The organism is Sphingomonas yabuuchiae (genome assembly GCF_014199595.1).
In the GTDB taxonomy this organism is placed as follows: Bacteria; Pseudomonadota; Alphaproteobacteria; order Sphingomonadales; family Sphingomonadaceae; genus Sphingomonas; species Sphingomonas yabuuchiae.
Genome location: NZ_JACHNX010000005.1, coordinates 222377 through 248662, shown reverse-complemented (window position 1 = coordinate 248662; position 26286 = coordinate 222377). Strand labels below are relative to the sequence as shown.

At 65.8% G+C, this 26286-nt stretch carries 22 protein-coding genes and 1 tRNA gene; 10 read left to right on the top strand and 13 right to left on the bottom strand.

The window, feature by feature from the left end:
* Positions 1-110: 110 nt before the first annotated feature.
* From GGQ89_RS09045 to GGQ89_RS09035, 3 genes are read right to left on the bottom strand one after another with little or no spacing between them, the layout of a single operon-like run.
* Positions 111-806 carry an HAD family hydrolase gene (locus GGQ89_RS09045; RefSeq protein WP_184105504.1) on the bottom strand — a complete coding sequence of 232 codons (696 nt, stop codon included), beginning with the start codon at positions 804-806 and terminating at the stop codon, positions 111-113.
* A gap of 45 nt (positions 807-851) precedes the next feature.
* Positions 852-1562, bottom strand: a complete 711-nt coding sequence (locus GGQ89_RS09040) for a hypothetical protein (RefSeq protein ID WP_240456617.1) — start codon at positions 1560-1562, stop codon at positions 852-854.
* A 60-nt stretch (positions 1563-1622) separates the two neighbouring features.
* Positions 1623-4280, bottom strand: coding sequence for a PAS domain-containing hybrid sensor histidine kinase/response regulator (locus GGQ89_RS09035; protein ID WP_206362800.1), 2658 nt, complete (start codon positions 4278-4280; stop codon positions 1623-1625).
* Between the two features lie 113 nt (positions 4281-4393).
* Here GGQ89_RS09035 and GGQ89_RS09030 point away from each other — a divergent pair, with 113 nt between their 5' ends.
* The 8 genes from GGQ89_RS09030 to GGQ89_RS08995 all read left to right on the top strand — a co-directional run bounded on the left by GGQ89_RS09030 (position 4394) and on the right by GGQ89_RS08995 (position 12463).
* Positions 4394-4846 carry a hypothetical protein gene (locus GGQ89_RS09030; protein WP_338112409.1) on the top strand — a complete coding sequence of 151 codons (453 nt, stop codon included), beginning with the start codon at positions 4394-4396 and terminating at the stop codon, positions 4844-4846.
* 89 nt (positions 4847-4935) lie between these two features.
* A complete protein-coding gene (locus GGQ89_RS09025; protein ID WP_184105502.1) occupies positions 4936-6384 on the top strand; it encodes a PepSY-associated TM helix domain-containing protein in 1449 nt (482 codons plus the stop codon).
* Positions 6385-6428: 44 nt separating this feature from the next.
* Complete coding sequence (locus GGQ89_RS09020) at positions 6429-6932, top strand: TspO/MBR family protein (RefSeq protein ID WP_184105501.1); 504 nt, start codon at positions 6429-6431, stop codon at positions 6930-6932.
* A gap of 72 nt (positions 6933-7004) precedes the next feature.
* A complete protein-coding gene (coxB, locus tag GGQ89_RS09015) occupies positions 7005-7973 on the top strand; it encodes a cytochrome c oxidase subunit II (protein WP_184105500.1) in 969 nt (322 codons plus the stop codon).
* Positions 7970-10480: a cytochrome c oxidase subunit I gene (gene ctaD, locus GGQ89_RS09010; RefSeq protein ID WP_184105499.1), complete on the top strand. Its 2511-nt coding sequence runs from the start codon at positions 7970-7972 to the stop codon at positions 10478-10480. The genes coxB and ctaD overlap by 4 nt, the downstream gene beginning before the upstream one ends.
* On the top strand, positions 10477-10854 hold the full coding sequence (locus GGQ89_RS09005; RefSeq protein WP_058746611.1) for a hypothetical protein: 378 nt from the start codon (positions 10477-10479) through the stop codon (positions 10852-10854). The genes ctaD and GGQ89_RS09005 overlap by 4 nt, the downstream gene beginning before the upstream one ends.
* Positions 10851-11429: a cytochrome c oxidase assembly protein gene (locus GGQ89_RS09000; RefSeq protein ID WP_184105498.1), complete on the top strand. Its 579-nt coding sequence runs from the start codon at positions 10851-10853 to the stop codon at positions 11427-11429. Before GGQ89_RS09005 ends, GGQ89_RS09000 begins: the two co-directional genes overlap by 4 nt.
* Positions 11426-12463, top strand: a complete 1038-nt coding sequence (locus tag GGQ89_RS08995; protein ID WP_184105497.1) for a c-type cytochrome — start codon at positions 11426-11428, stop codon at positions 12461-12463. The genes GGQ89_RS09000 and GGQ89_RS08995 overlap by 4 nt, the downstream gene beginning before the upstream one ends.
* An 82-nt stretch (positions 12464-12545) precedes the next feature.
* Here GGQ89_RS08995 and GGQ89_RS08990 read toward each other — a convergent pair whose 3' ends face one another.
* The 4 genes from GGQ89_RS08990 to lon form a co-directional block, all read right to left on the bottom strand.
* Positions 12546-13316 carry an EAL domain-containing protein gene (locus GGQ89_RS08990; protein ID WP_240456618.1) on the bottom strand — a complete coding sequence of 257 codons (771 nt, stop codon included), beginning with the start codon at positions 13314-13316 and terminating at the stop codon, positions 12546-12548.
* A gap of 172 nt (positions 13317-13488) precedes the next feature.
* Positions 13489-13563, bottom strand: a tRNA-Val gene (locus GGQ89_RS08985).
* 61 nt (positions 13564-13624) lie between these two features.
* Positions 13625-13912 (bottom strand): HU family DNA-binding protein, encoded by a 288-nt coding sequence (locus tag GGQ89_RS08980; protein WP_269083245.1) that lies wholly within the window; start codon positions 13910-13912, stop codon positions 13625-13627.
* 222 nt (positions 13913-14134) lie between these two features.
* Positions 14135-16561, bottom strand: coding sequence for an endopeptidase La (gene lon, locus GGQ89_RS08975; protein ID WP_184105496.1), 2427 nt, complete (start codon positions 16559-16561; stop codon positions 14135-14137).
* A gap of 135 nt (positions 16562-16696) precedes the next feature.
* Here lon and GGQ89_RS08970 point away from each other — a divergent pair, with 135 nt between their 5' ends.
* Complete coding sequence (locus GGQ89_RS08970) at positions 16697-18445, top strand: M1 family metallopeptidase (protein WP_184105495.1); 1749 nt, start codon at positions 16697-16699, stop codon at positions 18443-18445.
* Between the two features lie 331 nt (positions 18446-18776).
* Here the strand turns inward: GGQ89_RS08970 and GGQ89_RS08965 are convergent, their stop codons facing one another.
* The 6 genes from GGQ89_RS08965 to GGQ89_RS08940 all read right to left on the bottom strand — a co-directional run bounded on the left by GGQ89_RS08965 (position 18777) and on the right by GGQ89_RS08940 (position 24709).
* The gene (locus GGQ89_RS08965) at positions 18777-19904 is read right to left on the bottom strand and encodes a calcium:cation antiporter (protein ID WP_056434111.1); all 1128 of its coding nucleotides are present in this window, start codon (positions 19902-19904) and stop codon (positions 18777-18779) included.
* Between the two features lie 204 nt (positions 19905-20108).
* Complete coding sequence (locus GGQ89_RS08960; RefSeq protein WP_184105494.1) at positions 20109-20807, bottom strand: dihydrofolate reductase family protein; 699 nt, start codon at positions 20805-20807, stop codon at positions 20109-20111.
* Between the two features lie 88 nt (positions 20808-20895).
* Positions 20896-21489: a GNAT family N-acetyltransferase gene (locus GGQ89_RS08955; protein ID WP_184105521.1), complete on the bottom strand. Its 594-nt coding sequence runs from the start codon at positions 21487-21489 to the stop codon at positions 20896-20898.
* A 76-nt stretch (positions 21490-21565) separates the two neighbouring features.
* Positions 21566-22837, bottom strand: coding sequence for an ATP-dependent Clp protease ATP-binding subunit ClpX (gene clpX, locus GGQ89_RS08950; RefSeq protein WP_042489865.1), 1272 nt, complete (start codon positions 22835-22837; stop codon positions 21566-21568).
* A gap of 112 nt (positions 22838-22949) precedes the next feature.
* Entirely contained in the window at positions 22950-23639 is a 690-nt protein-coding gene (clpP, locus tag GGQ89_RS08945) for an ATP-dependent Clp endopeptidase proteolytic subunit ClpP (RefSeq protein ID WP_056434117.1), read from the bottom strand.
* A gap of 122 nt (positions 23640-23761) precedes the next feature.
* Complete coding sequence (locus GGQ89_RS08940) at positions 23762-24709, bottom strand: glycosyltransferase family 2 protein (protein WP_380773156.1); 948 nt, start codon at positions 24707-24709, stop codon at positions 23762-23764.
* 168 nt (positions 24710-24877) lie between these two features.
* Between GGQ89_RS08940 and GGQ89_RS08935 the strand changes: the two genes are divergently transcribed.
* The gene (locus GGQ89_RS08935; RefSeq protein WP_206362802.1) at positions 24878-26236 is read left to right on the top strand and encodes a hypothetical protein; all 1359 of its coding nucleotides are present in this window, start codon (positions 24878-24880) and stop codon (positions 26234-26236) included.
* Positions 26237-26286: the final 50 nt, after the last annotated feature.

Here is a 26286-nt window from a genome sequence, read left to right as displayed (position 1 = left end):
CCACCGCCCGCTGGTCAGCGGGCGGGGCCGCTGACACCCAGCCAATCCGAAATACCCGCCCAGTTCACTGCAATCGGGTTTTGCAATGATCTCCTACAGGGGAGGAAAAATCAGCCGATCGTGTCGATCCATGCGGGCAGGTCGCCCAAGCGGTCCAACTGGCGGAAGCGGGGATGGTCGACCGGCGCGTCGCCTGCTTCATGGCTCCATGCCAGCGGTTGCGGGATGAACGCGGCCCAGGCGCCCGCCGCCAGCACGGGCAGTATGTCGGAACGCATCGAGTCCCCGGCCATCACCGCCTGTTCGGGCGCGACACCGTGGCGGGCGAAGATGCCGCGAAAGGTATCCGGCGTCTTGTCGCTGACGATCGCCACGTCATCGAAATGCGAACCCAATCCGGACGCCGCCAGCTTCGCTTCCTGATGCAGAAGGTCGCCCTTCGTCACCAGCACCAGCTTACCCCGCTCGCGCAACGCCTCGATCGTGTCGGCGATACCGTCGAGCAGTTCGACCGGATGCGCCAGCAACTGCCGCCCCGCTTCCAGCACGCGTGCGATCAGGTCGGTGGGCAGGGACGGCCCCGCCAATTCCACCGCCGTCTCGATCATCGACAGGGTGAAACCCTTGGCCCCATAGCCATAGAGCCGCAGGTTGCGCGCCTCGCACGCCTCCAGCGTGGCGCGGGCGACGCGCGCCTCGGCAAAGGGAGCGAGCAGGCCGACCAAAGCCTCCTCGGTCGCCGCAAAGTGGCGCATATTGTGCCAGAGCGTATCGTCCGCATCGAGGCAGATCAGCGCGATGGTCATGCCGTGTCTCCCATTTTGCCCCACGTTCTTGGCAGGGTTTTTCCATCACAGCTCGCGGATCAGGCGCAAGCCCAAACGCGGCCGGAACCGCTCGCCACGTGCCTTTTCCGCGCCGACGCCGCCCTGCACCCCCAGCTTGCCGATCGCGCGGTGGACCTGCGGCATCAGCAGCCAATAGGCGCCCTGCCCATTCTGCCGGTTCATCTCCAGGCCCAGCACCGTGTCGGGATCCACGTCGTAGAAGGTCGAGTGGTTGATGATCGTCCCCGTCTCGTTGCCCTCGCGTAAGGTCACGTCGCCGACGCCCAGCATCGTCATCGTGCTCCACCGCTCGCCGAAGCGATTGCCGAGCAACCATAGCAGGGTCGAGGTCCAGCCGCCCTCTTCCCGGTCGTGCAGCCCCAGATACTGGACGCCGTGCACGCTGCGCCCGCCCCGGAAGCTGCCCAGCCGCTTCTGAAGCCCCATCTTGTATTGGACCACGCGGCTATCGATGAGCGGCAGTTCGAGTTCGACCGCAAAGCCGTCCGCCACCGCCAGTTCGACCTCGGGTGCCCATTCCAGTTCGCCGCGCGGCCCGGTCAGGTCGCGCTGCGCCAGCGCGTTGACCTCGATCTCGCCCGCCTTGGCGGTCAGCGGGCGGATCATGTCGAACACCATTGGCTCCGGGATATCGGGGCCGCTCTGGGCGGCGGCGGGAATGCCGAAGAGCAGAAGGGCCAGGGTGGAAAAAGCCAGGCGGCCGGTCATGAACATCGTGAAACTCCCAGGCATTACGCAGTACCGCGGTGCCGGGGGCCATCGCCGCCGGGCGTATCAGGGCGCGTGGGGTTCGTACCGCCGCGCGCCCGCGCCCATCGCCGCCTGTATTCCCGTGACCAGCGCATCCACCGTGAAGGGCTTGGTCAGCAACTGCATGCCCGGCGACAGATGCCCGCTGTTCAGCACCGCATTCTCCGCATAGCCCGTGACGAACATGACATTCAATTCATGTCGTAATTCCCGAGCTGCTTCGGCGAGCTGCCGCCCGTTCATGCCGCCGGGGAGGCCGACATCGGTGACGAGCAGGTCGATGCGCTCGGCCGAGCGCAGCACGGCCATCCCCTCGACGCTGTCCGCCGCCTCGATCACCCGGTATCCCATGTCGCGCAGCACGTCGGCGATCATCATCCGCACCGTCGCCTCGTCATCGACGACCAGCACGGTCTCGCCCGCCCCCGATGCGTTGGCGGGGGCACCGGCGGCATTTTCGCCGTCCCGCTCGGCGGGGCCGTGATGGCGCGGCAGATAGAGGAACACCGTCGTACCCTCGCCCGGCGCCGAACGGATGCGGACCTGACCGCCCGATTGCTGGGCAAAGCCATAGATCATGCTCAGCCCCAGCCCGGTCCCCTGCCCCAGCGGCTTGGTGGTGAAGAAGGGGTCGAACGCCTTTTCCATCACCTCGGGCGTCATGCCCGTGCCGGTATCGGTGACGCACAGCGCCAGATATTCGCCGTCCGGTATATCGGCGAAGCGGGCATTGTCCTGGTCCAGGCGGCGATTGACCATTTTGATCGTGATCCGCCCGCCGCCCGGCATCGCGTCGCGCGCGTTGATGCACAGGTTCAGCAGCGCGTTCTCCAGCTGCGGCGCATCGACCAGCACGGTCCACAGATCGTCCGCTCCGTGCGTCTCCAGCGCGATGCCGGGCCCCACCGTCCGGCGGATCAGGTCGGTCATGCCCGCGACCAGCGCGGCGATATCGGTCGGCTTGGGCGCCAAAGTCTGCCGCCGGGAAAAGGCGAGCAGCCGATGGGTCAGCGCCGCCGCGCGCCGCGTCGCCCCCTGTGCGGCGTCCATATAGCGGTCGACGTCGCTCACCCGCCCCTGCGCCAGCCGGAGCGCCATCAGCTCCAACGACCCCGAAATCCCGGCGAGCAGATTGTTGAAGTCATGCGCCAGACCGCCGGTCAGCTGGCCCACCGCCTCCATCTTCTGGCTCTGGCGCAACGCCTCCTCGGCCCGCATCAGTTCGGCGGTGCGGTCGGCGACACGCTGTTCCAGCTGGTCGGTCAGCGCGCGGAGTTCGGCGATGGCGGTGTCGCGCTCTACTTCCAGCGCACGGCGCAGGCCGACATCGATCAGGACGCCGGGAAACTGGATCGGCATACCCTCGGCCGAGTGATCGACCCGGCCAATGGCTTCCAGCCAATGGTAATGGCCGTCATGGCGGCGGACGCGATATTGGTGCGCATAGGCACCACCCCGCGTGATCGCCTCCTGCACCGCCTCCGACAGACCGGCGCGGTCGTCGGGATGGACCAGTTCGACCACCTGCTCCAGTTGCACCCCTTCATGACCATGGGCGGGATCCAGCCCGAAATGCCGCGCGAACGGCTCGTCGCAGGTGAAGCGGTTGGTCACCAGATCCCAGAACCAGGTACCGATGATGGCCCCGGCCTCCTGGGCCAGTTGCACCCGCTCGGCATTCAGCCGGGCCCGCGCCTCGCTCTCGCGCAATTGCTGTTCGACGCAGACGCGGTCGGTGATGTCGAAGCTGACGCCCGGAAATCGCACGCAACGCCCATTCTCATCGGCGATGCAACGGCCCCGCGCCGACACCCAATGAATGGTGCCATCGGCCTGGACCAGCCGATATTCGGAGGCGAAGCGGCCTGCGGCATCATCGGTGTCCGCCCCCAGCCCCGTCCCCAGCCTCGCCCCCAGCCCCGCCATCGCCTCCGCGACTTCGCGCTCGACGCGCTCCCGGTCATCAGGGTGAATGCCCTTGAAGAATTCGGCGATCGGCAAGCCCGCCTTGGCCGCCGCCGGATCGACGCCGTACATGGTCGCGAAGCGCGGGTCCGTACGGATCGAATCGTTCACCACGTCCCAGTCCCACATGCCGACATGCGCGCCGGAGCTGAGGGCGAGTTCCAGCCGCTCATCCGCCTCCCGCTGGTGCCGCTCGGCCAACACCCGCGCGGTCGTCTCGCCGGTGACGCAGATCATGCCCGAAATCTGCCCCCGGTCATCGAAAACCGGCGAGTAGGAAAAGGACCAATAGGCCTCTTCGGGCTTGCCCTCGCGTGCCAAGTCCAGCCGCATGTCGGTGACCTGCGCGACCTTGCCCGACAACGCGACGTCGACAAGTGGCGCGATATCGTCCCAGATGCTGCCCCACAGGATACGAAAGGGCGTCCCCATGGCGGTGGCGGCGCGATAGCCCAGCATCGGGCGATAGGCATCGTTGTAGAAGGACACCAGATCCGGCCCCCAGACCAGATACATGGGCGCCGGGCACGCGATCATCGTCGCGATCTGGGCCTTCAGCGCGGCGGGCCATGTGTCGGGGGACCCGAGGCTGGTCGTCGTCCAGTCGAACGCGATCATCTCGTCGACGATACGGCCCGATACGCCGTTGAGAAAAGCAAAGGCGGGGGAGTGCACCATGATGCGACCCTGCAACAGACTGTGGTCCAGCGCCAGCATTGAGAGCGGGCAGGCCAGGGCATTGTGGCGGATCCGCCTGCATGTCGGCCATTTTGTCCCTGGGTTGATCTGTCCGAGTGACAGTGGCGACCCGCTCGACTACCCCATGCGCCGTGACGGCCATCCGCAGCCTGTTCGCGCAACGCCATCTCGCCGTGCTGATCTGCGCGGCCGCGCTGCTGCTCAAGCTGTCGATCCCGGCGGGCTATATGATCGGGCAGGTCGATGGTCGGGCGGCGATCATCCTGTGCCCCGGCAGCGCGCCAGTGCCAGCCCCTGCCCCGGTTCCGATGGCGCATGACGGGGCCATGGCGATGGACCATGCCGCCATGAGCCACGCCCGGAGCGACCACGGTTCGGGCCATTCGGGCCAGGATCATGGCCGCGACATGCCCTGCGCCTTTGCCGGGCTGACCGCCCCCGGTCTGGCGGCGACCGATCCGATCCAGCTGGCCCTGCTCATCGCCTTCGTCATGGCGGTCGGCTTGGCCATGCCGGTCCTGCCTCGGCCCGTCGCCGCGCTCCATCTGCGGCCGCCCTTGCGGGGACCGCCCGCGCTTTCCTGACCCGTCTCATCCGACGTCGCCGCTCACCGCCCGCGACGTTTCCATGATGCTGCCCCCGTCCCTGGCGAGGGTTGGTCGAAAGCCTTGTCATGCCTCATAATCCTTTCGGAGCCGGACGCGCCATTGTTCGGCCGAACGCCTCCGCCGCCTTTCACCGGACCATCTGGCGCTGGCATTTCTGGGCCGGGCTGCTCGTCGCGCCGATCCTGCTGATGCTGAGCCTGACGGGCGCCATCTATCTGTTCAACGACGAGTTGAACGATGCCTTCTACCCCGAGCTTCGCTTCGTCGCGCCGCACGACACGAACGTGCCGATGTCGCGCATGATCGAGGCCGCGCTCACCGCCTATCCGGGCAGCGCCTCGCGGGTCGACATGCCCGACACCGCCGACCGTTCGGCGGTGGTCTTCGTCCAGCCGATCGAGGGGCCGCCACGTCGCGTCGCGGTCGATCCCGGCACCGGCCACGTGCTGGGCAGCGTCGTCTATGACCGGACGCTGGTCGGCTGGGCGGATGCCATGCACCGTTCCATATTGATGGGCGTGTTCGGCGAGCGGCTGGTCGAACTGGCCGTCAGTTGGGCGCTGGTCCTGCTCGTCACCGGCGTCATCCTGTGGTGGCCGCGCGGACGGTTCACCGCGGCGGGGACGCTCTGGCCACGAACGAGCGGGCGGGGACGGCGCTTCTGGCGGGACCTGCATGGACCGGTAGGGGTATGGACGGTCGCGTTGATCGGCTTCCTGATCGTCACCGGGCTGCCCTGGGCCGGCGTCAGCGGGCCGTTGATCCACCGGGCCAGCGCGGCGCTGGGCGTGGGTTATCCGCCTTCCTTCCGCCAGTACAACATACCCCATAGCATGCCGATGAAGGCCGCATTGGGCGATGCGCCCTGGACGCTGGAGGATGCTCCCCTTCCCCGATCCAAGAGGCCGCACTCGGCGATGCCCACCATGGGCGGCGAACATGCCGATCACGGCCCGGAGATGCCCGGCGCCACCCACGACCCTGCCGTCATTCGCGGCACCGACCGGGTGACGGGCATCCTGCGCGCGCATGGCTGGTCGGGCAGCTACCGGCTGTTCCTGCCCAAGGGCGCGGACGGGGTCTATACCGTCTTCACCTATCCCGACCGGCCGGTGGGGCAGAAGACGCTCTATATCGACCGCTACAGCTTCAAGCCGGTGGGGCCGGAGGTGCATTATGCCAAATATGGCATCGTCGGCCGCGCGGTAGAGTCGGGTGTCCAGCTTCACATGGGAAATTATTTCGGCCGCGCGAACCAGTTGCTGATGCTGATCCCCTGCATCGCCATCTGGGTCCTGACGTTCAGCGGCGTGGCGATGTGGTGGAAACGTCGCCCGGCCGGACGGGTCGGTGCGCCGCCTGCGCTGTCGGGCGCGCGGGTCGGCGGGCTGCTTCTGTCGCTGGTGGTGGCGGGGATCGCCTTGCCGCTGTTCGGTATGTCGCTGATCGTCATCGGCCTGCTCGACCGGGCCTTACTGTGGAGCCGCCGCCGCATCGCGATTGAACAGGCTTGAAGGAAAGCCGTTATCCCACCGACCTTCGCAAAGGGATGACGGCCATGAAGAACAAGGGATTATCGCCATTGGTGGCGGGCGGTATCGCGGCGGGTGTGCTCGGACTGAGCGCGCTGGTCGGGCGGCGTAACGCCCCCGATCCGTCGCACCCGCGCATCCGCTGCTGGTATGCGCGGCTCGACAAGCCCGGCTTCACCCCGCCCGATGCGGTGTTCGGCGCGGTCTGGCCGGTGCTGGAGACGATGGCGGCGGTCGGCGGCTATCGCCTGCTTCGCCAGCCTGCCTCCCCCGCCCGCAACGCCTCGGTCGCGCTGTGGCTGGGCAACAGCGCGATGATCGGCGGCTGGACCGAGCTGTTTTTCCGCGAACGGCGCACCGGCGCCAGCACCGCCGCCGCTGGCGCCATGGCGATCGGCACCACCGCCCTCGCCGCCACCGCCTGGAAAGTCGATCGCCCCGCCTCGGTCAGCGTGATGCCGCTGGCGGCGTGGCTGGGCTTTGCGACCCTGCTGGCGGGAGAAGTGTGGCGCCGCAACGACAATCGATAGCAGAAATACCCCGAACATGAACTTTAGATGAAGCCGACATGAACTATTCCGCCAGGGAAACGTTCGGGGGCGATGCGGGGGAAAAGCAGCGCCATCTCGATTCTGACAGCCGGTTTCCTGGCGGGATGCAACACGCATCAATCCACGCTGGCGCCCTTCGGGGCGGATGCGGCCGATATCCGCCATCTTTTCATTATGATGCTGGTGGGCGCGGTGCTGATCGCGGGCGGTGTCGCGCTGCTGATGCGCCATGCCGTCCGGGCGCCCGAGGGATCGATCGACCACCGCAAGGGGATGCGGATCGTCCTGTGGCTGGGCGGGATCATCCCGACCGTCGTGCTGCTCGGGCTGCTCGCCTATTCGCTACCCTATATGAAGCCGCGCCCGGCCTCGCCCGCCGACCTGACCATCGCGGTGGATGGCGAGCAATTCTGGTGGCGTGTCGCCTATGCGCCGCCGGGCCGTCCCCCGATCCTCAGCGCCAATGAAATCCGCATTCCCACCGGACGCACCGTCGCCTTCCGCCTGAGCGGCGGCGATGTAGTGCACAGCTTCTGGATACCGGGGCTGGCGGGCAAGATGGACATGATCCCCGGCCGCATCAACAGCCTGGTCGTGCGCGCCGACAAGCCCGGCCGCTATCGCGGGCAATGCGCCGAATTCTGCGGGCTGTCCCATGCGCTGATGGCGTTCGACGTCATCGCGATGCCGCCCGCCGCCTTCGACGCGTGGCTGGCCGAGCAGGCGCGTCCCGCCCGGCCGGGCGACGCGGCCGGAGCGCGCCTGTTCGCCGAGAATGGATGTGGCGGCTGCCACGGCATCGCGGGCGTCAACGCGCCCAGCCGGATCGGTCCCGACCTCACCCATTTCGGATCGCGCCGGACGCTGGCGGCAGGCATCCTGCCGATGACGGAGGCGAACGTCGCCGCTTTCATCCGCCATCCCGAAAAGACCAAGCCCGGCGTCCGAATGCCGTCCTTCCCCCAATTGTCGGATGACGAGGCCATTGCCCTCGCCCGCTATCTTCAGGGCCTGAAATGAGCCTCCACGCGCAGGACGATCCCCAGCTTCGCGCCGAACAGGAAGAGCGGCTGCGCGCGGTGTGGAAACCACCCAGCGGCCTGTTCCTGCGCTGGACCGACACCAACAACAACCGGGTCGGCGTCTGGTACACGCTGACCGCGTTCGGCTTCATGCTGTTCGCGGGCGTGCTGGCGCTGATCATGCGCACCCAGCTGGCGGTGCCCGACAACGACCTCGTCTCGGCGAACACCTTCAACCAGCTGTTCACGCTGCACGGCTCGATGATGATGTTCCTGTTCGCCGTCCCGATGTTCGAGGCGGTGTCGATCATCCTGCTGCCCCAGCTGCTGGGCGCACGCGACCTGCCCTTCCCGCGCCTGTCGGCCTTCGGTTACTGGAGCTTCCTGATCGGCGGCGTGTTCGTCGGCGGCTCGATCTTCTTCAACGCCGCGCCCGATGGCGGCTGGTTCATGTATCCGCCGCTGACCACCCGCACCGACCTCTCGGGGCTGGGCGCCGATATCTGGATGCTGGGCCTGTCCTTCATCGAGGTGTCGTCGGTGGCCGCCGCGGTCGAGCTGATCGTCGGCGTGCTGAAATGCCGCCCGCCCGGCATGCGGCTGAACCTGATGCCGCTCTATGCCTGGTACATCCTGGTCGTGGCGGTGATGATCCTGTTCGCCTTCCCGCCGCTGATCGCGGGCGACCTGTTGTTCGAGATGGAGCGGCTGCTCAACTGGCCCTTCTTCGACGCTGCGCGCGGCGGCGATCCGCTGCTGTGGCAGCACCTGTTCTGGATCTTCGGCCATCCGGAAGTCTATATCGTCTTCCTGCCCTCCATCGCGCTGTTCGCGATGATGATCCCGACCTTCGCGCAGCGCCATCTGCTCGGCTATCCGTGGATCGTGCTGGCTGCCGTCGGCACCGCCTTCCTGTCGTTCGGACTGTGGGTCCACCACATGTTCGCGACCGGCCTGCCCAAGATCAGCCTGGCCTTCTTCTCCGCCGCCTCCGAAGCCGTCGCCATCCCGACCGGCGTTCAGATTTTCGCCTTCATCGCCACGCTCTGGGCGGGCAAGGTGAAGTGGTCGACGCCGCTGCTCTATGCCTCGGGCAGCCTGGCGGTGTTCGTCATCGGCGGCCTGACCGGCGTGATGGTCGCGGTGGCGCCGTTCGACTGGCAGGCGCACGACACCTATTTCGTGGTCGCGCACCTCCACTATGTGCTGATCGGCGGCACGCTGCTGCCGTTGTTCGGCGGGCTTTATTATTACTGGCCGCTGATCACCGGCAAGAAGCTGTCGGACCGGCTGGGGCGCATCGCCTTCTGGATCATGTTCGTCGGCATCAACCTGACCTTCTTCCCGATGCACCTGTCGGGGCTGGAGGGCATGCCGCGTCGTGTCTTCACCTATCCGGAAGAACTGGGCATCGGCTGGCTCAACCTCGCCTCGACCGCCGGTTCCTATATGTTCGCGGCCGGTGTTGCGGTGCTGGTCGTCGACCTGATGCTCTCGCCGACGCGCGCCAAGTCGTCGCGCAACCCGTGGAATGCGGGGACGCTGGAATGGCTGGCGCATCCGGATGACGAGGATTGGGGCATCCGCTCGGTGCCTTTGGTCGAAAGCCGCTATCCGATCTGGGACCAGAAGAACTTCGTCGCCAAGGTCGATGAGGGCCGCTTCTTCCTGCCCGATGCCGAGGAAGGCCGCCGCGAGACGATCATCACCTCGGTCCTCGACGCCAAGCCCGTTTCGGTGATCCGGCTGGGCACGCCCAGCGTCAAGCCGATGATGACCGCCGTGGCACTGGGCAGCGTGTTCATCCTGACCACCTATCACCTCTACCTCATCGCCGCGCTGGGCGGTGTGGTCACGCTGGGCTGCATATTGTGGTGGCTGTGGGACACTGCCGAGATTCCGGAAAAGCCGGAAAAGCCGATCGGTCACGGCATGCGCCTGCCGCTCTATATTTCCGGCCCGGCCGCGCCCGGCTGGTGGGCGATGTTCATCACGATGATGGCGGATGCGACCGCCTTTTCGGGGCTGGTCTTCGGCTATTATTTCTACTGGACGATCCATCCCGATTTCGGCGCAGGCTTTGACGGACCGGGCAGCGGCGGGCCGCTGACCGCACTGGCGCTGTCGCTGGCCAGCTGGGCCGCGACGCTGATCGCGCGGGAGGTTCATCACCGGGGTTCGGTCAATGCCGCACGCGGGCTGCTGGTCGCGGGCGCCGTCACCGCCATCGCCAGCCTGTTCGCCGGGATAGGGTGCCTGGACGGGCTGGACCCGGAGGCCAATGTCTATCCGGCCATCGTCTGGGTGCTGGTCGTCTGGACCGTCGTCCATGCCGCCGTCGCGGTGATCATGCAGCTTTATACGCTGGCGCGCAGCATCGCGGGCAGGATGACGCCGACCCATGACGCCGATATCCGCAACATCACCGTCTATATGCATTTCTTCGCGCTGACCGCGATCGTAACCTATCTGACCATCGGCCTGTTTCCGGAGACGGGGCTATGAAGCGCTGGCTGAAAGGCGCGCACCGGCTGCGCGTCACCCTCTGGACGCTGATCGTGCCGCCGACGACCTGGGCGGTGCATTTCCTCTTCTCCTATCTCTGGGTCGCGATCTCGTGCGAGCGGATCGGCCGATGGGCGCTGTTCCCCACCGCATTCGCGATCGGGACGGTCGTCGCGCTGATCGTCATCCTCGCCTCGGGTGTGATCGCGTGGCAGCAGTCGCGCACGCCGGGGGATCCGCCGCCGCATAACGAGGGCACCGATATCGATCGGCTGCGCTTCCTGGCCTATTCGACGATGTTGCTGGCGGGATTGAGCTTCGTCGCGGTGATCTTCACCGCCATGCCCGTCCTGATGCTGGGCGATTGCCGATGAGGCGTAGCTGGTTGATGCTGGGTCTGGCGCTGTTGTCGGTCGGCTGGGCCTTCAGCACCTGGGGCATGACCGGGCATATGGTCGCGCACATGATCGCCGTGGCGGTCGCCGCGCCGCCGATCGCGCTGGGGCTTCAGGGCACACGTTTCGATCCGGCGGTCCGCCTGCCCCGGCTCGCCACCCCGCTGGCCGCCGCCATGATCGAGGCGGTCGTGGTATGGGGCTGGCACGTCCCGGCGCTGCGGCGGCTGGCGGATCATGGGTTACCCTGGCTGATCGCCGAGCAGGTCAGCTTCCTGGCGGTCGGCCTGCTGCTCTGGGCCGCCGTGCTCGCGCCGCGTCACCGGGCCGCCGGCGTTGCCGCCCTGCTCGTCACCTCGATGCACATGACCCTGTTGGGCGCGCTGATCGGCCTCGCCCCGCGGCCGCTCTACAGCCATCATGACATGGGGGCGCTGGCGGATCAGCAGATGGCGGGCGTCGTGATGCTGCTGGTCGGCGGAGTCGCCTATCTGTGCGGCGGGCTGGCGATGCTCGCGCGCCTGCTCCAGACCAAAGAAGAGGCGCACGCATGACGATCCGCATCACCTGGAAGCGGGCGCTGGCGACGCTGTTGGGCCTAGCGCTGCTCGGCATGGGCCTGGCCTGGTCGGGCGTCATCAATCTGGCCGCCTCCAGCGGGCATTGGGCGATCACCGACTGGTTCCTTCACTGGGCGATGCGCAATTCGGTGCGCACCCATGCCGCCTTCACCGCACCCAAGGACCCCGCCGATGCTAGCGGGCTGGTGAGCGCGGCCGGGCATTTCGCCAATAGCTGTGCCGTCTGTCACGGAGCCCCAGGCCAGAAGCCCGCCCCCGTGATGCAGGCCGCGACCCCGCCCGCGCCCGACCTGTCGGTCAATGCGCGTGAATGGACCGACAAGCAGCTGTTCTGGATCCTCCAGCACGGCGTCAAATATACCGGTATGCCCGCCTGGGCCGTGCAGGACCGCCAGGACGAAGTGCGCCGCATGGTCGCATTCGTCCGTCGCCTGCCCGACATGACGCCCGCCCAATATCGCGCGCTGGTCGCCGAGGCGTCGCCCGCTGTCGATCCCGACAATTGCACCGGATGCCATGGCACCGACGGCCGGGGTCGCGGCGCGCCCGACATTCCGGTTCTGGGCGGCCAGAGCCCCGAATATCTGCTCGCGGCACTCAAGGGCTATGCCAACGGCACCCGGTCGAGCGCGGTGATGCAGCAGGTCGCGATGCGCATGGAGCCCGCCGACATGGAGGCCGCCGCGCGCCGCTTCGCCGCGATGCCGGGGCTGGGTGCGAAGCCCGCGGGCGATCCGGCGGCGGCGCGGATCGTCGAGCGCGGGCTGCCCGACAAACAGCTTCCCGCCTGTGTCAGCTGCCACACCCCCGGCAAGCCCTATCCCGTCCTCGCCGGACAGCGGGCCAGCTATATCGCCGCGCGCCTGCGCCATTGGCAGGGCGACAAGAATGTCGTCGACGCGCGCAAGAGCCACGCGACCATGCCCGTCATCGCGCGGCGTATACCGAAGGACATGATCGATCCGATCGCCCGTTATCTGGCGGGGGATGTGGGTTCGGTGCGCTGACGGCTGACGCCTTTGAGGCACGGTATGAAAAGGCATTCCTCCCGATAAGGGGAGGAATGCCGAAACGCTGATCTCCGTGCCTTCAGGCGCTCGCCACCCAGGCCAGGTCCTCTGGCAAATGTCCCGGCGGCAGACAGCGGAAGCCGGGTCGTGCGATCAGATAGCCCTGCATGTACCGCACGCCCAGCGCCCGGAGCGCGTTATATTCGTGGATCGTCTCCACGCCCTCGGCGATGATCGCGATGCCCATCTTTTCGGCGATCCGGATCACGCCCTCGACGATCATGCGCCGGGGCATGGTCTGGTCGATGCCCCGGATCAGCGCCATGTCGAGCTTGATATAGTCTGTCCTGACCTGCCCCAGCAGGGTCAGCCCGGCATGGCCCGCACCGAAATCGTCGATCGCGGTTCCGAAGCCCATGCAGTGATAGGTGTCCAGGATGGTCTTCAGATGCGCGCCGTCGCCGATCTCCGCCTGTTCGGAGAATTCGAAGATCAGCCGCTCATGAGGGACATTCAGCCGTCGCATGGTGTCCAGCGTCGGCTCCAGGCAGGCGAGCGGCGAATAAACGGTGTCGGGAAAAAAGTTGATCGACAGCCGCGCACCGCCGTCGAGCAGCCCCGCCGCCACCGCGCCCTCGATCGCGGCGACCCGGCATTGCTGGTCGAAGTCGTAGCGCTCCTCGGGTCTGATCCGCGTCAGGATATCGCCCGCGCCCTCGCCCTTGCTGCCCCGGACCAGCGCTTCATAGGCGATGGGTCGTCCCGTCTCGACATCCATGATCGGCTGGAACGCCATCGCGATGGCGAAGGCCGGATGATCGGGACAAAAGCTGCGATACCCCTGCTGCATGACAGTCTCCTTTGGCCATGAGCATAAGGAGAGGCCGCTAAAGGCACGTTAAATTGTCGGGCAACCGGCATCATATTGCCGAATCTTGCCGAACGACCGCCGAAAAGGAGGGAAAGCCTGGCCGATCAGGCGGATCACCATTCCTTCCGGACCACTAAGTCATTGGAAAGAATGGTGGGCGCGACAGGGATTGAACCTGTGACCCCACCCGTGTGAAGGGTGTGCTCTACCGCTGAGCTACGCGCCCGTAACCGGGAGACGGGCCTTTAGGCGGCGACTCGCCGCCTGTCCAGCCCAAAATTTCGGATTTAGTTGACCGAGTCCTTCAGCAGCTTGCCCGGCTTGAACTTGGGCTGCGACGAGGCCTTGATGGTCATCGGCTCGCCGGTGCGCGGGTTACGGCCGGTCGAGGCCTTGCGCTTGGAAACCGAGAAAGTGCCGAAGCCAACGAGGCGAACTTCATCACCCTTTTTCAGGGCAGCGGTGATCGATTCAAACACGGCATCGACCGCCTTGACCGCATCGCCGCGGGCCAGGCCCGAGGAGTCGGCGACGGTGGCGATCAGCTCCTGCTTGTTCATTCCATAACCCCCTATGATTTCGACGAATAACCAGACGGACTCGGTGCCGCCCAAATATTAAAGGACCGATAATGACGCGGCAGGCGGTGCTGTCAAACCCCACCCTTATCCCCCATCCTTATCCAAAGCGAAGGATGGCGCAAACAGAAGCGCATGTCATCCTTATGACATCGTTTGAAAACGGCCGCCGATCCTTCGACCGGCGGCCCCGTCCTTGCGACGATCAGTGCACGACGATCAGTGGTGACGTTCGCCGCCGACCGCCGGGATCGCGGCGGGCGGCAGCGCCGCCAATTCATCCGCATCGGTCCAGTCGATCGCCTCCAGCGGCTCGACCAGCGCCAGGCGAAGCACCTCATCGACATGCGCCACCGGCACGATCTTCAGCCCGTTCAGGATGTTGGCGGGGATATCCGCCAGATCCTTCTCATTCTCCTGCGGGATGAGCACGGTGGTGATCCCGCCACGCAGCGCCGCCAGCAGCTTTTCCTTCAGGCCACCGATCGGCAACACCCGGCCGCGGAGCGTGACCTCGCCGGTCATCGCCACATCCTTGCGCACCGCGATGCCGGTCAGCGTCGACACGATCGAGGTGACGAGGCCGATACCCGCCGACGGACCGTCCTTGGGCACCGCGCCCTCGGGCAGGTGGATATGGATGTCCTTACGGTGGAACAGCGACGGCTTGATCCCGAAGCTGGGGCTGCGCGCCTGGACGAAGCTGAAGGCGGCCTGGACCGATTCCTTCATCACATCGCCCAGCTTGCCGGTGGTCTTCACTTGGCCCTTGCCCGGCACCGTCACCGATTCGATGGTCAGCAACTCGCCACCCACCTCGGTCCAGGCGAGGCCCGTGACCGCACCGATCTGGTCTTCCTGCTCGGACAGGCCGTGGCGGTATTTCTGGACGCCTGCGAACTCATGCAGGTTCTCCGGCGTGATCGTCACCGACGTCGCCTTGCCCTCCAGGATCTGGCGCAGAGCCTTGCGGGCGAGGCGCGCAATCTCGCGCTCCAGCGTGCGCACGCCCGCCTCGCGGGTGTAGCGTTGGATCAGGGCACGCAGGCCCTCCTGGGTCAGGGTGAACTCGCCGTCCTTCAGGCCATGCGTCTCGACCTGCTTGGCAACCAGGTGACGCTCGGCGATCTCGACCTTCTCGTCCTCGGTATAGCCCTCCAGACGGATGATCTCCATGCGGTCGAGCAAGGGCTGCGGCAGGTTCAGCGTGTTCGCGGTGCACACAAACATCACGTCCGACAGATCGATATCGATCTCCAGATAGTGGTCGTTGAACTTGGCGTTCTGCTCCGGATCGAGCACTTCCAGCAGCGCCGAGGCAGGATCGCCGCGGAAATCCTGGCCCAGCTTGTCGATCTCGTCGAGCAGGAACAGCGGGTTGCCGGTGCCCGCCTTTTTCAGGTTGGTCACGATCTTGCCCGGCAGCGAGCCGATGTACGTCCGGCGGTGGCCGCGAATCTCGGCCTCGTCGCGCACGCCGCCCAGCGACTGGCGGATGAACTCGCGCCCGCATGCCTTGGCGATCGACTGGCCCAAAGAGGTCTTGCCGACGCCCGGCGGGCCGACGAGGCACAGGATCGGCCCCTTCAACTTGTTGGTGCGCGCCTGGACGCCGAGATATTCGACGATCCGGTCCTTCACCTTTTCCAGCGCATAGTGATCCTGGTCCAGGATCGCCTGCGCCGCCGCGATGTCCTTCTTCACCTTGGACTTCTTGCCCCAGGGCAAGCCGAGCAGCACGTCGAGGTAATTGCGCACGACCGTCGCCTCGGCGCTCATCGGCGCCATGGTCTTCAGCTTCTTCAGCTCGGCGGTCGCCTTGGTCCGCGCTTCCTTGGACAGCTTGAGCGTGGCGATCTTCTGGGTCAGCTCGGCGATCTCGTCGCCGTCGCCGTCCTCGCTCTCATTGCCCAGCTCGCGCTGGATCGCCTTGAGCTGTTCGTTGAGATAATATTCGCGCTGCGTCTTCTCCATCTGGCGCTTGACGCGGCTCTTGATCTTCTTCTCGACCTGAAGGACGCCGAGTTCGCCTTCCATCAGGGCATAGGCCATCTCCAGCCGCTTGGCCGGATCGGTTTCCACCAACAATGCCTGCTTGTCGGCGACCTTGACCGAAATGTTCGCGGCGACCGCATCGGCCAGCTGCGACGCATCCTCGATCTCCGCCAGCTGCACGGCCGTTTCGGCGGGCAGCTTGCGGTTGAGCTTGGCATAATTCTCGAACTGGTCGACCACCGAACGCATCAGCGCGGCGACCTGCGCCTTGACGTCATGCTCCTGCTCTTCAAGCGCGGTTTCGTCGCTCTCGACCACGGTCGTGTCGATGGTGGAGGTCAGGTGGGTGCCCGACTCGTCCAGCTCGACGAGGCGGCCGCGTGTCTTGCCCTCGACCAGCACGCGTACCGTGCCGTCGGGCAGCTTCAGCAGTTGCAGGACGCTGGCGGTCACGCCGATCTCGTACAGATCCTCACGCGAGGGATCGTCCTCGGCGGGATCCAACTGGGCGACCAGGAAAATTTCCTTGTCCGCCGCCATCGCCGCTTCCAGTGCCGCGACCGATTTGTCGCGGCCGACGAACAGAGGCACGATCATGTGCGGGAAGACGACGATGTCACGCAGCGGGAGGACGGGATAGGTCTGGTTCATGCAAACTCCGGTCGGCCCGATCAGGGCCTCTTCGTATCTATATATGGGGAGGGTTGCCGATCCATCAATTCCCGCTGCGACGAGACGCTGCGGCACGGCTTGCCAAGCCGCATCGCTTGGGCGAAACCAGACACCATGAATCGTATACGGAATGCCGCTCTCGCGCTGCTCGCCTCCTCGTTTCTCTGCGCCGCCCCGTCCGGTGCCCAAGCGCCCAAGGCGCTTCCCGCCAAAGGTGAGCCGCCGCTGACCGCGCAGACCATGATCTCCGGCGGCGTCCGTCCACCCGAGCAGCTCGCCGTCCGCTTCGACCGTGCCGACCTGTCGTTCGAGATACTGCCCGATACACGGGAGTTGAACGGCATTGCGGTGCTGGACTTTACCGCAAAGGCGCCGCTGGCGCGGCTGGTGATCGATCTCGACCGGAATTTGCCGGTCAAGGCGATCGCCATCGACGGAAAGCCCCTCAAGCCCGCCGCATGGTCCAACCCGGAAGGGCGGCTGGTCATCGCCCTGCCCCGTGCGCTGCGTGCCGGGCAGACGATCAGCGCGAAGATCACCTATGGCGGCACGCCGCATGTCGCGGTGCGGGCACCCTGGGATACCGGCGTCGTCTGGGCCAAGACGCCGGACGGGCGGCCCTGGTTCGCCACGACCGATCAGGGCTATGGCTGCGACCTGCTCTGGCCGTGCCTCGACTATCCGATGGGCGAGCCGGGCCTGGTCACGCTGCACATCACGGTGCCGAAGGGGCTGAAGGCCCCGTCGAACGGCGTGCTGCTGGGCGTCGATACACTGCCCGATGGGCGGACCCGGTGGAACTGGCGGACCAAGCATCCCAACACCTATGCCATCGCGCTGAACGTCGGGCCGTACGAGGTGGTCGAGGGGAAATATAAGAGCCGCTTCGGCAACACGATCCCGATGTTCTACTGGTATCTGCCCGGCGAGAAGGAGAAGGCGGAAGGGCTGTTTGCGGAGTTCGCGCCGACGCTGGACTTTTTCGAGTCGACCGTCGGCCCCTTCCCCTTCGGCGATGAAAAGCTGGGCGTGGTCGAGACGCCGCACAAGGGCATGGAGCATCAGACGATCAACGCCTACGGCAATGAATATGCCAAGGCGCCCGAGGGTTTCGACTGGCTGTTCCAGCATGAGTTCAGCCATGAATGGTTCGGCAACCAGCTGACCAATGTCGACTGGGACGATTTCTGGCTGCACGAGGGTTATGGCAGCTATATGCAGCCCAGCTATGGCCGCTGGCGCGAGGGCGAGGCGCGCTATGCGGTGATGATGGACGCGCAGCGCGGGCAGATCGCCAACAAGGCCCCCATCGTCCACGACCGAAGCATGACCGAGCAGGATGTCTATGAAGAGTCCAAGGGCGGTCCCGGCCTCGACATCTATATGAAGGGGTCGTGGATGCTGCACACGCTCCACAATCTGATCGGGGACAAGGCGTTCTGGGACGTGACGCGGCTGGCCGTCTATGGCCGGACCGATCCCAGGCCGGGGAATTTCACGCCCCGCTATGGCTCGACCAAGGAATATGAGGGCTTTGTCCGGCAGGTGACGGGCAAGGACTATGGCTGGTTCTTCAACGTCTATCTGCGCCAGGCGGCACTGCCCGAGATCGTCGAGACGCGCAGCGGCGATCAGCTCACCCTGACCTGGAAGGTGCCGGGCGGTGGGCCCTTCCCGATGCCGGTCGATGTCCAGGTCGGCGACCGGGTCGAGACGCTGCCGATGACGGACGGCACCGGCACGCTGACCGTGCCCGCCGACGCGCATGTCGTGGTCGATCCCTGGGAGAAGGTGCTGAAGCGCTCGGTCGCGATCGAGCAGTTCCGGGCGTGGAAGGCGGAACAGGCGGCGAAGAAGAAATAGGGCCGGTCATCCCCCTGCGCTTCGACTGCGCTCGACGCGAACGGAAACGGGATAGCGCCCCTCCCTCCGTTCAGCCTAAGCGAAGAAGGCCACGGGCAGACTTCGAACCCAGCCTGTTCCCCGGCGAAGGCCGGGGTCCAGTTGCGGCGCCATTGTGATGACGCGGTGAAAGGCGTGGGAGGCCGTTGCCACTGATCGCCATGCCCCCCCAACGCAATGCCCCTATTATCTCTCTCGACTTCATGGAAACTGGACCCCGGCCTTCGCCGGAGAACACCAAGTGGACCACCCTTGGCCTTCGACTTCGCTCAGGCTGAACGGGCATTGGGGATCAAGGCACGACCGTCACGAACAGATACGCCGCGAAGATCACCAGATGCACCGCGCCGCCCAGCACGGTCGTCCGCCCATTGCCCAGCGTCAGCGTGATGGTGAACAGCGACAGGACCAGCAGGATCATCTGCTTGGCCCCGATCCCCAGCGCCAGCGGCAGGCCCAGCATCAGCGAGACGATCGCCACCGCCGGAATGGTCAGCCCGATCGTCGCCAGCGCCGAGCCGAGCGCGAGGTTGAGGCTGGTCTGAAGCCGGTTGCGCTTGGCCGCCCGGTACGCCGCCAGGCTCTCGGGCGCCAGCACCAGCGCCGCGATCACCACACCGACGATGGCAAGCGGCAGGCCCGCTCCCAGGATCGCCGCCTCGACGATGCCCGAAAGCCCCTTGGCCAGCAGGACCACCCCGACCAGCGCGACCAGCAACATGCCCAATGCCGCCCAGGCCGCCGCATTGGTCGGCGGCTCGGCATGGGCATCGGCGGGCATGTCCTCGTCGGCGGGCAGGAAATAGTCGCGGTGCCGCACCGTCTGCACCATGACGAAGGTGCCGTAGAGGATGACGCTGACGATCGCGACGAAGACCAGTTGCGAGGTCGCATAGGTCGGCCCCGGCGCGGACGAGACATAATTGGGCAGGACCAGCGACAGCACGACCATCGCAGTCAGCACGTTGAGCGACGAACTCGCGCCCCGCAGCGAAAAGCGCTGTTCGCCATGCTGGAATCCCCCGGCGAGCAGGCACAGGCCGACGATACCGTTCAGGATGATCATGATCGCCGCGAACACGGTGTCGCGTGCCAGGCTGGACGCGTCGCCCGCATCGGACAGCATCAGGCTGACGATCAGCGACACCTCGATCACCGTGACCGCAACCGCCAGGACCAAGGTGCCGAAGGGCTCGCCGACCCGGTGCGCTACGACCTCCGCCTGATGGACCGCCGACAGTACGCAGCCGAACAGGATGATCGCCGCGACGACCACCCCAACCGTTCCCATCTTGTAGAGCGACACCGCGATGGCGAGCAGGCCCAGGATGGGGAACACCAGGGTCCACCAGGGCATCAGCAGACGCTGGAGCAGCGCGCGCTTCTGTCCGGCGGTGACGATGGCGTCGGGTTCGCTCATGGCTGGTCTCTTCTCCTCAACATGACGGGGATGATGACATCCCTGTCATGCCAATGCGCCAACCGCCCTGTTGGGTCCCAACGCGCGCAAGATTCATTGCGATTACGAAACCATATGTAGCCCCTTCTGGGGCCAAACGCGTGTCGAACTCCGTTGTGGAGCGGCAGTTCACCAAGCGCTGTAAGTCTGAGGGGCAGTGGCGCCTCAACCCGCGTCATTCTCCACCCTGTAACGCAACCAGATTTCACCATCCGGCAATACCTCATGATGGGTCAGCGTCAGCCCGGTCAGCGGTGCGGGCGTATCTGCGTCCTCCTTACCCGAATGAAACAGGCTGGGCGCCCCCGCCGCGCCGTCGATCGCGGGGCAGAGCGCCATACTGATCTCGTCGATCAACCCGGCGCGCAGGAATTCGCCATTGGCCGTGCCGCCACCCTCGACCAGCAGCGTCTCGACGCCCAGTTCCCGGTTGAGGATGTCGGGCACGGCGCACAGGTCGATCATATCCGTTCCGGCAAAGATATAGGAAACCCCGTCGCTCCGCAGCCCGGCCAGATGCGAATTCGGCACCGCCTCGGTCAGCACGACGACGATCGGATCGCCGCCAATGTCGCTCCGGCCCCAGACGATCTTGCCCTGTTCGTCCAGCACCACGCCGAACGCGTCGGCCTCACGGGTCGCGAACCAGTTTTCGCGCGGGAGGGTCTCGTTCGTATCGGGATAACGGTCGCCCTTGGCGAATTCCTGCCCCGTCACCCGCCCGACGATCCACGCGTCGCCGCCGATCCGGTCGTGCAGATCCTCGAAGAGTTCACCGGGCTTGTAGCTCTCGGGCCGCCAGCGGCTTTGCAGGATGCGCCCGTCCAGGCTGCAAATCATGTGGCAGATCATATGAGGTTTCATCGCGGCATCTCCTGTTCGGAGCGGCAACGCGTGGTAAAGCAGAGGGGTTCGGCAGTTGTCCCATCCCCCCCTGTAAGGGGAGGAATGTTTATAGTCCGCCGACCGGCCGGATCATCGACCAGAAGCGCGGGCCGCCCCTGGGCACCGACCATTCCCCGGTCATTTGGAAGCCCAGCCGCGTATAAAGCCCGACATTGCTCTCGGTCGCCGTCTCCAGATAGGCGGGTACGCCATCGGCATCGCACCGGGCCAGCCCCGCCCGTATCGATGCACCGCCCAACCCCCGCCCCTGCCGCGCCGGATCGACGCCGGCGATATGTAGATACCAGAAGGGCTCGCGCGGAAAATGCGCCTCGATCGCATCGCCCAGCCGCATCGCGCGCGGCAGCGATGCGCCCAGCGCGTGCAGCACCAAGATCAGCCGCCGGACATAGGCCGCCATAGGCACATGCGCCTGCCCCGGCGGCCGCCAGAAGGTCCCCGCATCCGCCGCTTCGCTGACCAACCGCATCCCCACCGCGTCACTGTCGAACAACAGCGCAAACAGGCGCGGCAGGCGTTTCGCCCGGTCGGCGGCGTCGGGGAAGATATAGGACATGGCCGGATCATCGGCAAAGGCACGTCCCAGCATCGTCGCCACTGCCGCCCGGTCGCCCGCCCCCGCCTCTCGGATCGTCACCATCGCATTCCCCATAGGAAAACGGGCGCCTCCCCCAGGGGAAGCGCCCGTCATCCATTCCACTACGTCACGGCCCCGTTCAGGCTGCCGCGCCGTCCGTCTTCTTGGCCTTTTCGGCATAGACGCGGATCGGTTCCTTGCGGCCCTCGACCACGTCCTTGTCGACCATCACTTCGTCGACGCCGTCCATGCCGGGCAGGTCGAACATGGTGTCGAGCAATATGCCCTCCAGGATCGAACGAAGCCCGCGTGCACCGGTCTTGCGCTCGATCGCCTTTTTGGCGACCGTGGTCAGCGCGTCGTCGGTGAAGTCGAGTTCGACATTCTCCATCTCGAACAGCTTCTGATACTGCTTGACCAGCGCGTTCTTCGGCTCGGACAGAATCTTAACCAGCGCCGCGATGTCGAGGTCTTCGAGCGTGGCGATGACCGGCAGACGGCCGACGAATTCGGGGATCAGGCCGAACTTCAGCAGATCCTCCGGCTCGGTCTGGCGCAGATATTCGCCGGTCCGCTTTTCCTCAGGCGCCGCGACATAGGCGCCGAAGCCGATCGACTTGCCCTGCAGACGGTCACCGATGATCTTTTCCAGACCCGCGAACGCGCCGCCGCAGATGAACAGGATGTTCGTCGTGTCGACCTGCAGGAATTCCTGCTGCGGATGCTTGCGCCCGCCCTGCGGGGGAACGCTGGCGGTCGTGCCTTCCATCAGCTTGAGCAGCGCCTGCTGAACGCCCTCGCCCGACACGTCGCGGGTGATCGAGGGATTCTCCGCCTTGCGGCTGATCTTGTCGATCTCGTCGATATAGACGATGCCGCGCTGCGCCCGCTCGACATTGTAATCCGACGCCTGAAGCAGCTTCAGAATGATGTTCTCGACATCCTCGCCGACATAACCGGCCTCGGTCAGCGTCGTCGCGTCCGCCATGGTGAACGGCACGTCGAGAATGCGCGCCAGCGTCTGCGCCAGCAGCGTCTTGCCGCAGCCGGTCGGGCCGACGAGCAGGATGTTCGACTTGGCCAGTTCGACATCGGCGCCCTTCGCACCGTGGTTCAGCCGCTTATAGTGGTTGTGCACCGCGACCGACAGGACACGCTTGGCCTGCTTCTGCCCGATGACATAATCGTCGAGCACGTTGCAGATTTCCTGCGGCGTCGGGACGCCACCATCCTTCTTGGAGACCAGCGCGGACTTGGTCTCCTCACGGATGATGTCGTTGCACAGCTCCACGCACTCGTCGCAAATGAAGACGGTCGGCCCCGCGATCAGCTTGCGCACCTCGTGCTGCGACTTGCCGCAGAACGAGCAATAGAGGGTGCTTTTCGAGTTGCCACCGCTCACCTTGTCCATCAATCACCTCTCGCACCCATGAAGCGGTGCGCTACCGTTGCCGGGGTGCGCATCGTACCGCACCCCGATAAAGTCACAATCGAAATAAACCGTTCACGCTGAACGACCCGTCTTATGCCGCGGTCGACGCGTCGTCGGCCGGGGTCGGACGCTTGTCGAACACCTGGTCGATCAGGCCGAACTCCTTGGCCTCCTCGGCGCTCATGAACTTGTCGCGGTCCATCGCGCGCTCGATCTCTTCCAGCGGCTTGCCGGTGTACTTGGCGTACAACGTGTTCAGGAAGTGCCGCATGCGCAGGATCTCGCGCGCCTGGATCTCGATATCGGCCGCCATGCCCTGCGCCCCGCCCGAAGGCTGGTGGATCATGATGCGGCTGTTCGTGGTCGCCACGCGCATGCCAGGCTCACCGGCCGACAGCAGGAAGCTGCCCATCGAGGCGGCCTGGCCGATGCACAGCGTGCCGACGCGCGGACGGATATACTGCATCGTGTCATGGATCGCCATGCCCGCCGTGACGACACCGCCCGGCGAGTTGATGTACATATAGATGTCCTTCTTCGGATTTTCCGACTCAAGGAACAGCAGCTGCGCACAGATCAGCGAGGCCATGCCGTCCTCGACACCCCCGGTGACGAAGATGATGCGCTCGCGGAGCAGGCGGCTGAAGATATCGAACGACCGTTCGCCGCGGTTCGACTGTTCGATGACGATCGGAACCAGCCCGGCCTGCGTCTGCCGCAGCCCGACGCCAGCATGTGCCAGCGGGCTCGCGAAATCGCCGGTCTCGAACGGATTGTGCATGGAAATCTCTCTTATGCCCAGAAGAGCCCCTATGTCGCGTGGTGGCCGCGCATATTCAAGCCCCGGCGGCATCCCGTGATGCTGCCGTGCAGCGTTTATGGCTTTCAGGGGTGAAAATCCGATTAGCGCGGGTTTCCGGGCGCGGGCAGCGCCAGATAGGCCAGTCGCCGAACCTCCTGCCGTCCACGCACCACGGTATCGAGGATCAGCCCGGTGAAGACGTTCAGCGCGGCGAGCAGCATCAACCCGGTTGACAGGATCGCGGTCGGGAAGCGCGGCACCTGATGCGTCTCAAGATAGGTCAGGATGATCGGCACGGCGAGCAGGATGGAAAGCGCCGCGAGCAGCGCCGCGACCGCGCCGAAGAACCACATCGGCCGCTCGATCCGGTACAGCTTCAGAATGGTGCGCAGGATGCGCCAGCCGTCCGAATAGGTGGACAGCTTCGACGCCGACCCCTCGGGCCGCGCATAATAGGGCGTGGCGATCTCGGCACAGGGCATTTTCAGCTCCAGGGCGTGAACGCTGATCTCAGTCTCGATCTCGAAGCCGACCGACAGGACCGGGAAGCTCTTGACGAAGCGACGCGAGAAGACGCGATACCCCGACAGGATGTCGGTGAAGCTGCGCCCGAACAGCTTGGCGAGCATGCCCGTCAGCATCGCGTTGCCGAAGCGGTGCCCGCGACGATAGGCAAGTTCCGCCTCGCTAACCCGCTGGCCGACCACCATGTCGAGCTGTTCCTCGACCATGCGCGCGACCAGGTCGGGTGCCGAAGCCGCATCATAGGTGGCGTCGCCGTCCGCCATGACATAGATGTCAGCGTCGATATCGGCGAACATGCGCCGCACGACCGCGCCCTTGCCCTGGATCCGCTCCGACCGGACCACGGCGCCCGCCGCGCGCGCGACCTCGACCGTGCGGTCCTTGCTGTTATTGTCATAGACATAGATGGTCGCGGTCGGCAGCGCCTCGCGGAAGCCCGCAATCGTCTGGGCGATCGCCGCTTCCTCGTTATAGCATGGCAACAGCACCGCAATGCTTGGCGCGGCCCCCTGATAGTCCATCATTCTTCCCTCGTGCGGCTTTACGGTCAGCCGAAGCGGTGCCCCTTATGGCGGATCGCAAGCTAAAGCGAGACGGCGCCGGTCAGGCTTGCCCCCGGATCGGGCATATCCCTAAGCTGCGCCATGAACGAGTCAAAGCCGGATCGACGGCGTTTCGGAATATCATGGCCGATGGCCGTGGCGATCCTGGCAGGGGCGGCGATCCTGTGCTGGGTTGCGGTCGCCAACGGCTTTCCGTTGGTCTTCGCCGACTCGGGCACCTATTTGCGGATCCCGCTCGAACTCTTCTATCCGACCGATCGGCCGCCCGTTTATGGCCTCGCCATCGGATTGCCGCTGTGGACCACGGGGGTCTGGGGGATCGTCGCGGTCCAGGCGATCGGCAGCGTGTTGATGATCGCGATGACGCTCGCCATCGGTGGCGGCCGCCTTCACGCGCGGGATGTGGTCGCCACCTGTGCCCTTCTGGGCCTGGGGAGCAGCCTGCCCTGGTTCGTCGGACAGATCATGCCCGATATCGCCACCGGCTTCGTGCCGCTGGCCCTGTTCGCGATGCTCGCCCGCCCCTCGGATACGCCCCTATGGCAGCGCGCCGGACTGGCAGTGTTACTGGCCCTGTTGATCGCGGTGCATTTCAGCCATGTGCTGCTGACAGTTGGGCTGCTGGTGCTGGCGGCGGTCGCGATGCTGGTGAGCGGCACGGGGTGGCGGGAGACGATCCGGCGATCCCTGCCCGCCGCACTGGCCATCGCATTGACGCTGCTGGGTCTGAGCGGCCTGAACCGCGTGGCGGGTTATGAGTTCAGGCCTGCCTTGTCGTCCGACACCTTCCTGCTCGCACGGCTATTCGACGGGCATGTGGCGCAACCGACGCTGGCGCGGCTGTGTCGCGAGGGCACGCTTGCCCATTGTGCAGTGCGCCCCCTGGTTGACGATCCTCTGGTCGCCAAGCCGGGCCAGGCCTATCTCTGGGATCGGCGTTCGCCGCTCGGCGCGATGCTCCACCGCGACCGGCCGGGCGTGATCGCCGAGCAGCGGATGATCATCCGCGACGTGCTGCACGACGATCCCGGCGGCGTCGCGACATTGGCGTGGCAGGGCTTTGCCGAGCAACTGTCGACCGTCCGCAAGGGCGTGCTGCCGCCCTATGCCGCCGACATGCAGATTGTGCGTATCCTGAAGACCCGGCTGCCGGACGCCTACCAGGCGTTTGCGGTATCGCGGCAGCAGCGCGGGGCGCTCGATCCGCTGAAGTTCGCGCCCGATGTCGCGGTGGCGGTGGCGGTCGTCCTGCTGCTGCCCCTGATGCTGGTCTGGGCGGTACGCCAGCGGCGGTGGCCGTTGCTGGGACTGACGGGGTTGGTCGTCGCGACGCTGTTGCTCAACGCGGCTATCACCGGCGATCTGTCCGGCCCCGACGATCGTTATCAGAGCCGGGTGCTGTGGCTGTTGCCGCTGCTCGCGGCGTGCTTTGTCATTGGCACCCAGCGACGCCCGGTTCTTGACCGTTCTGATATTGCCTTGAACTAACGCGAGCCCCTCCCCTGAAGGGGAGGGGTGAGTCCATATCATATCGTCTT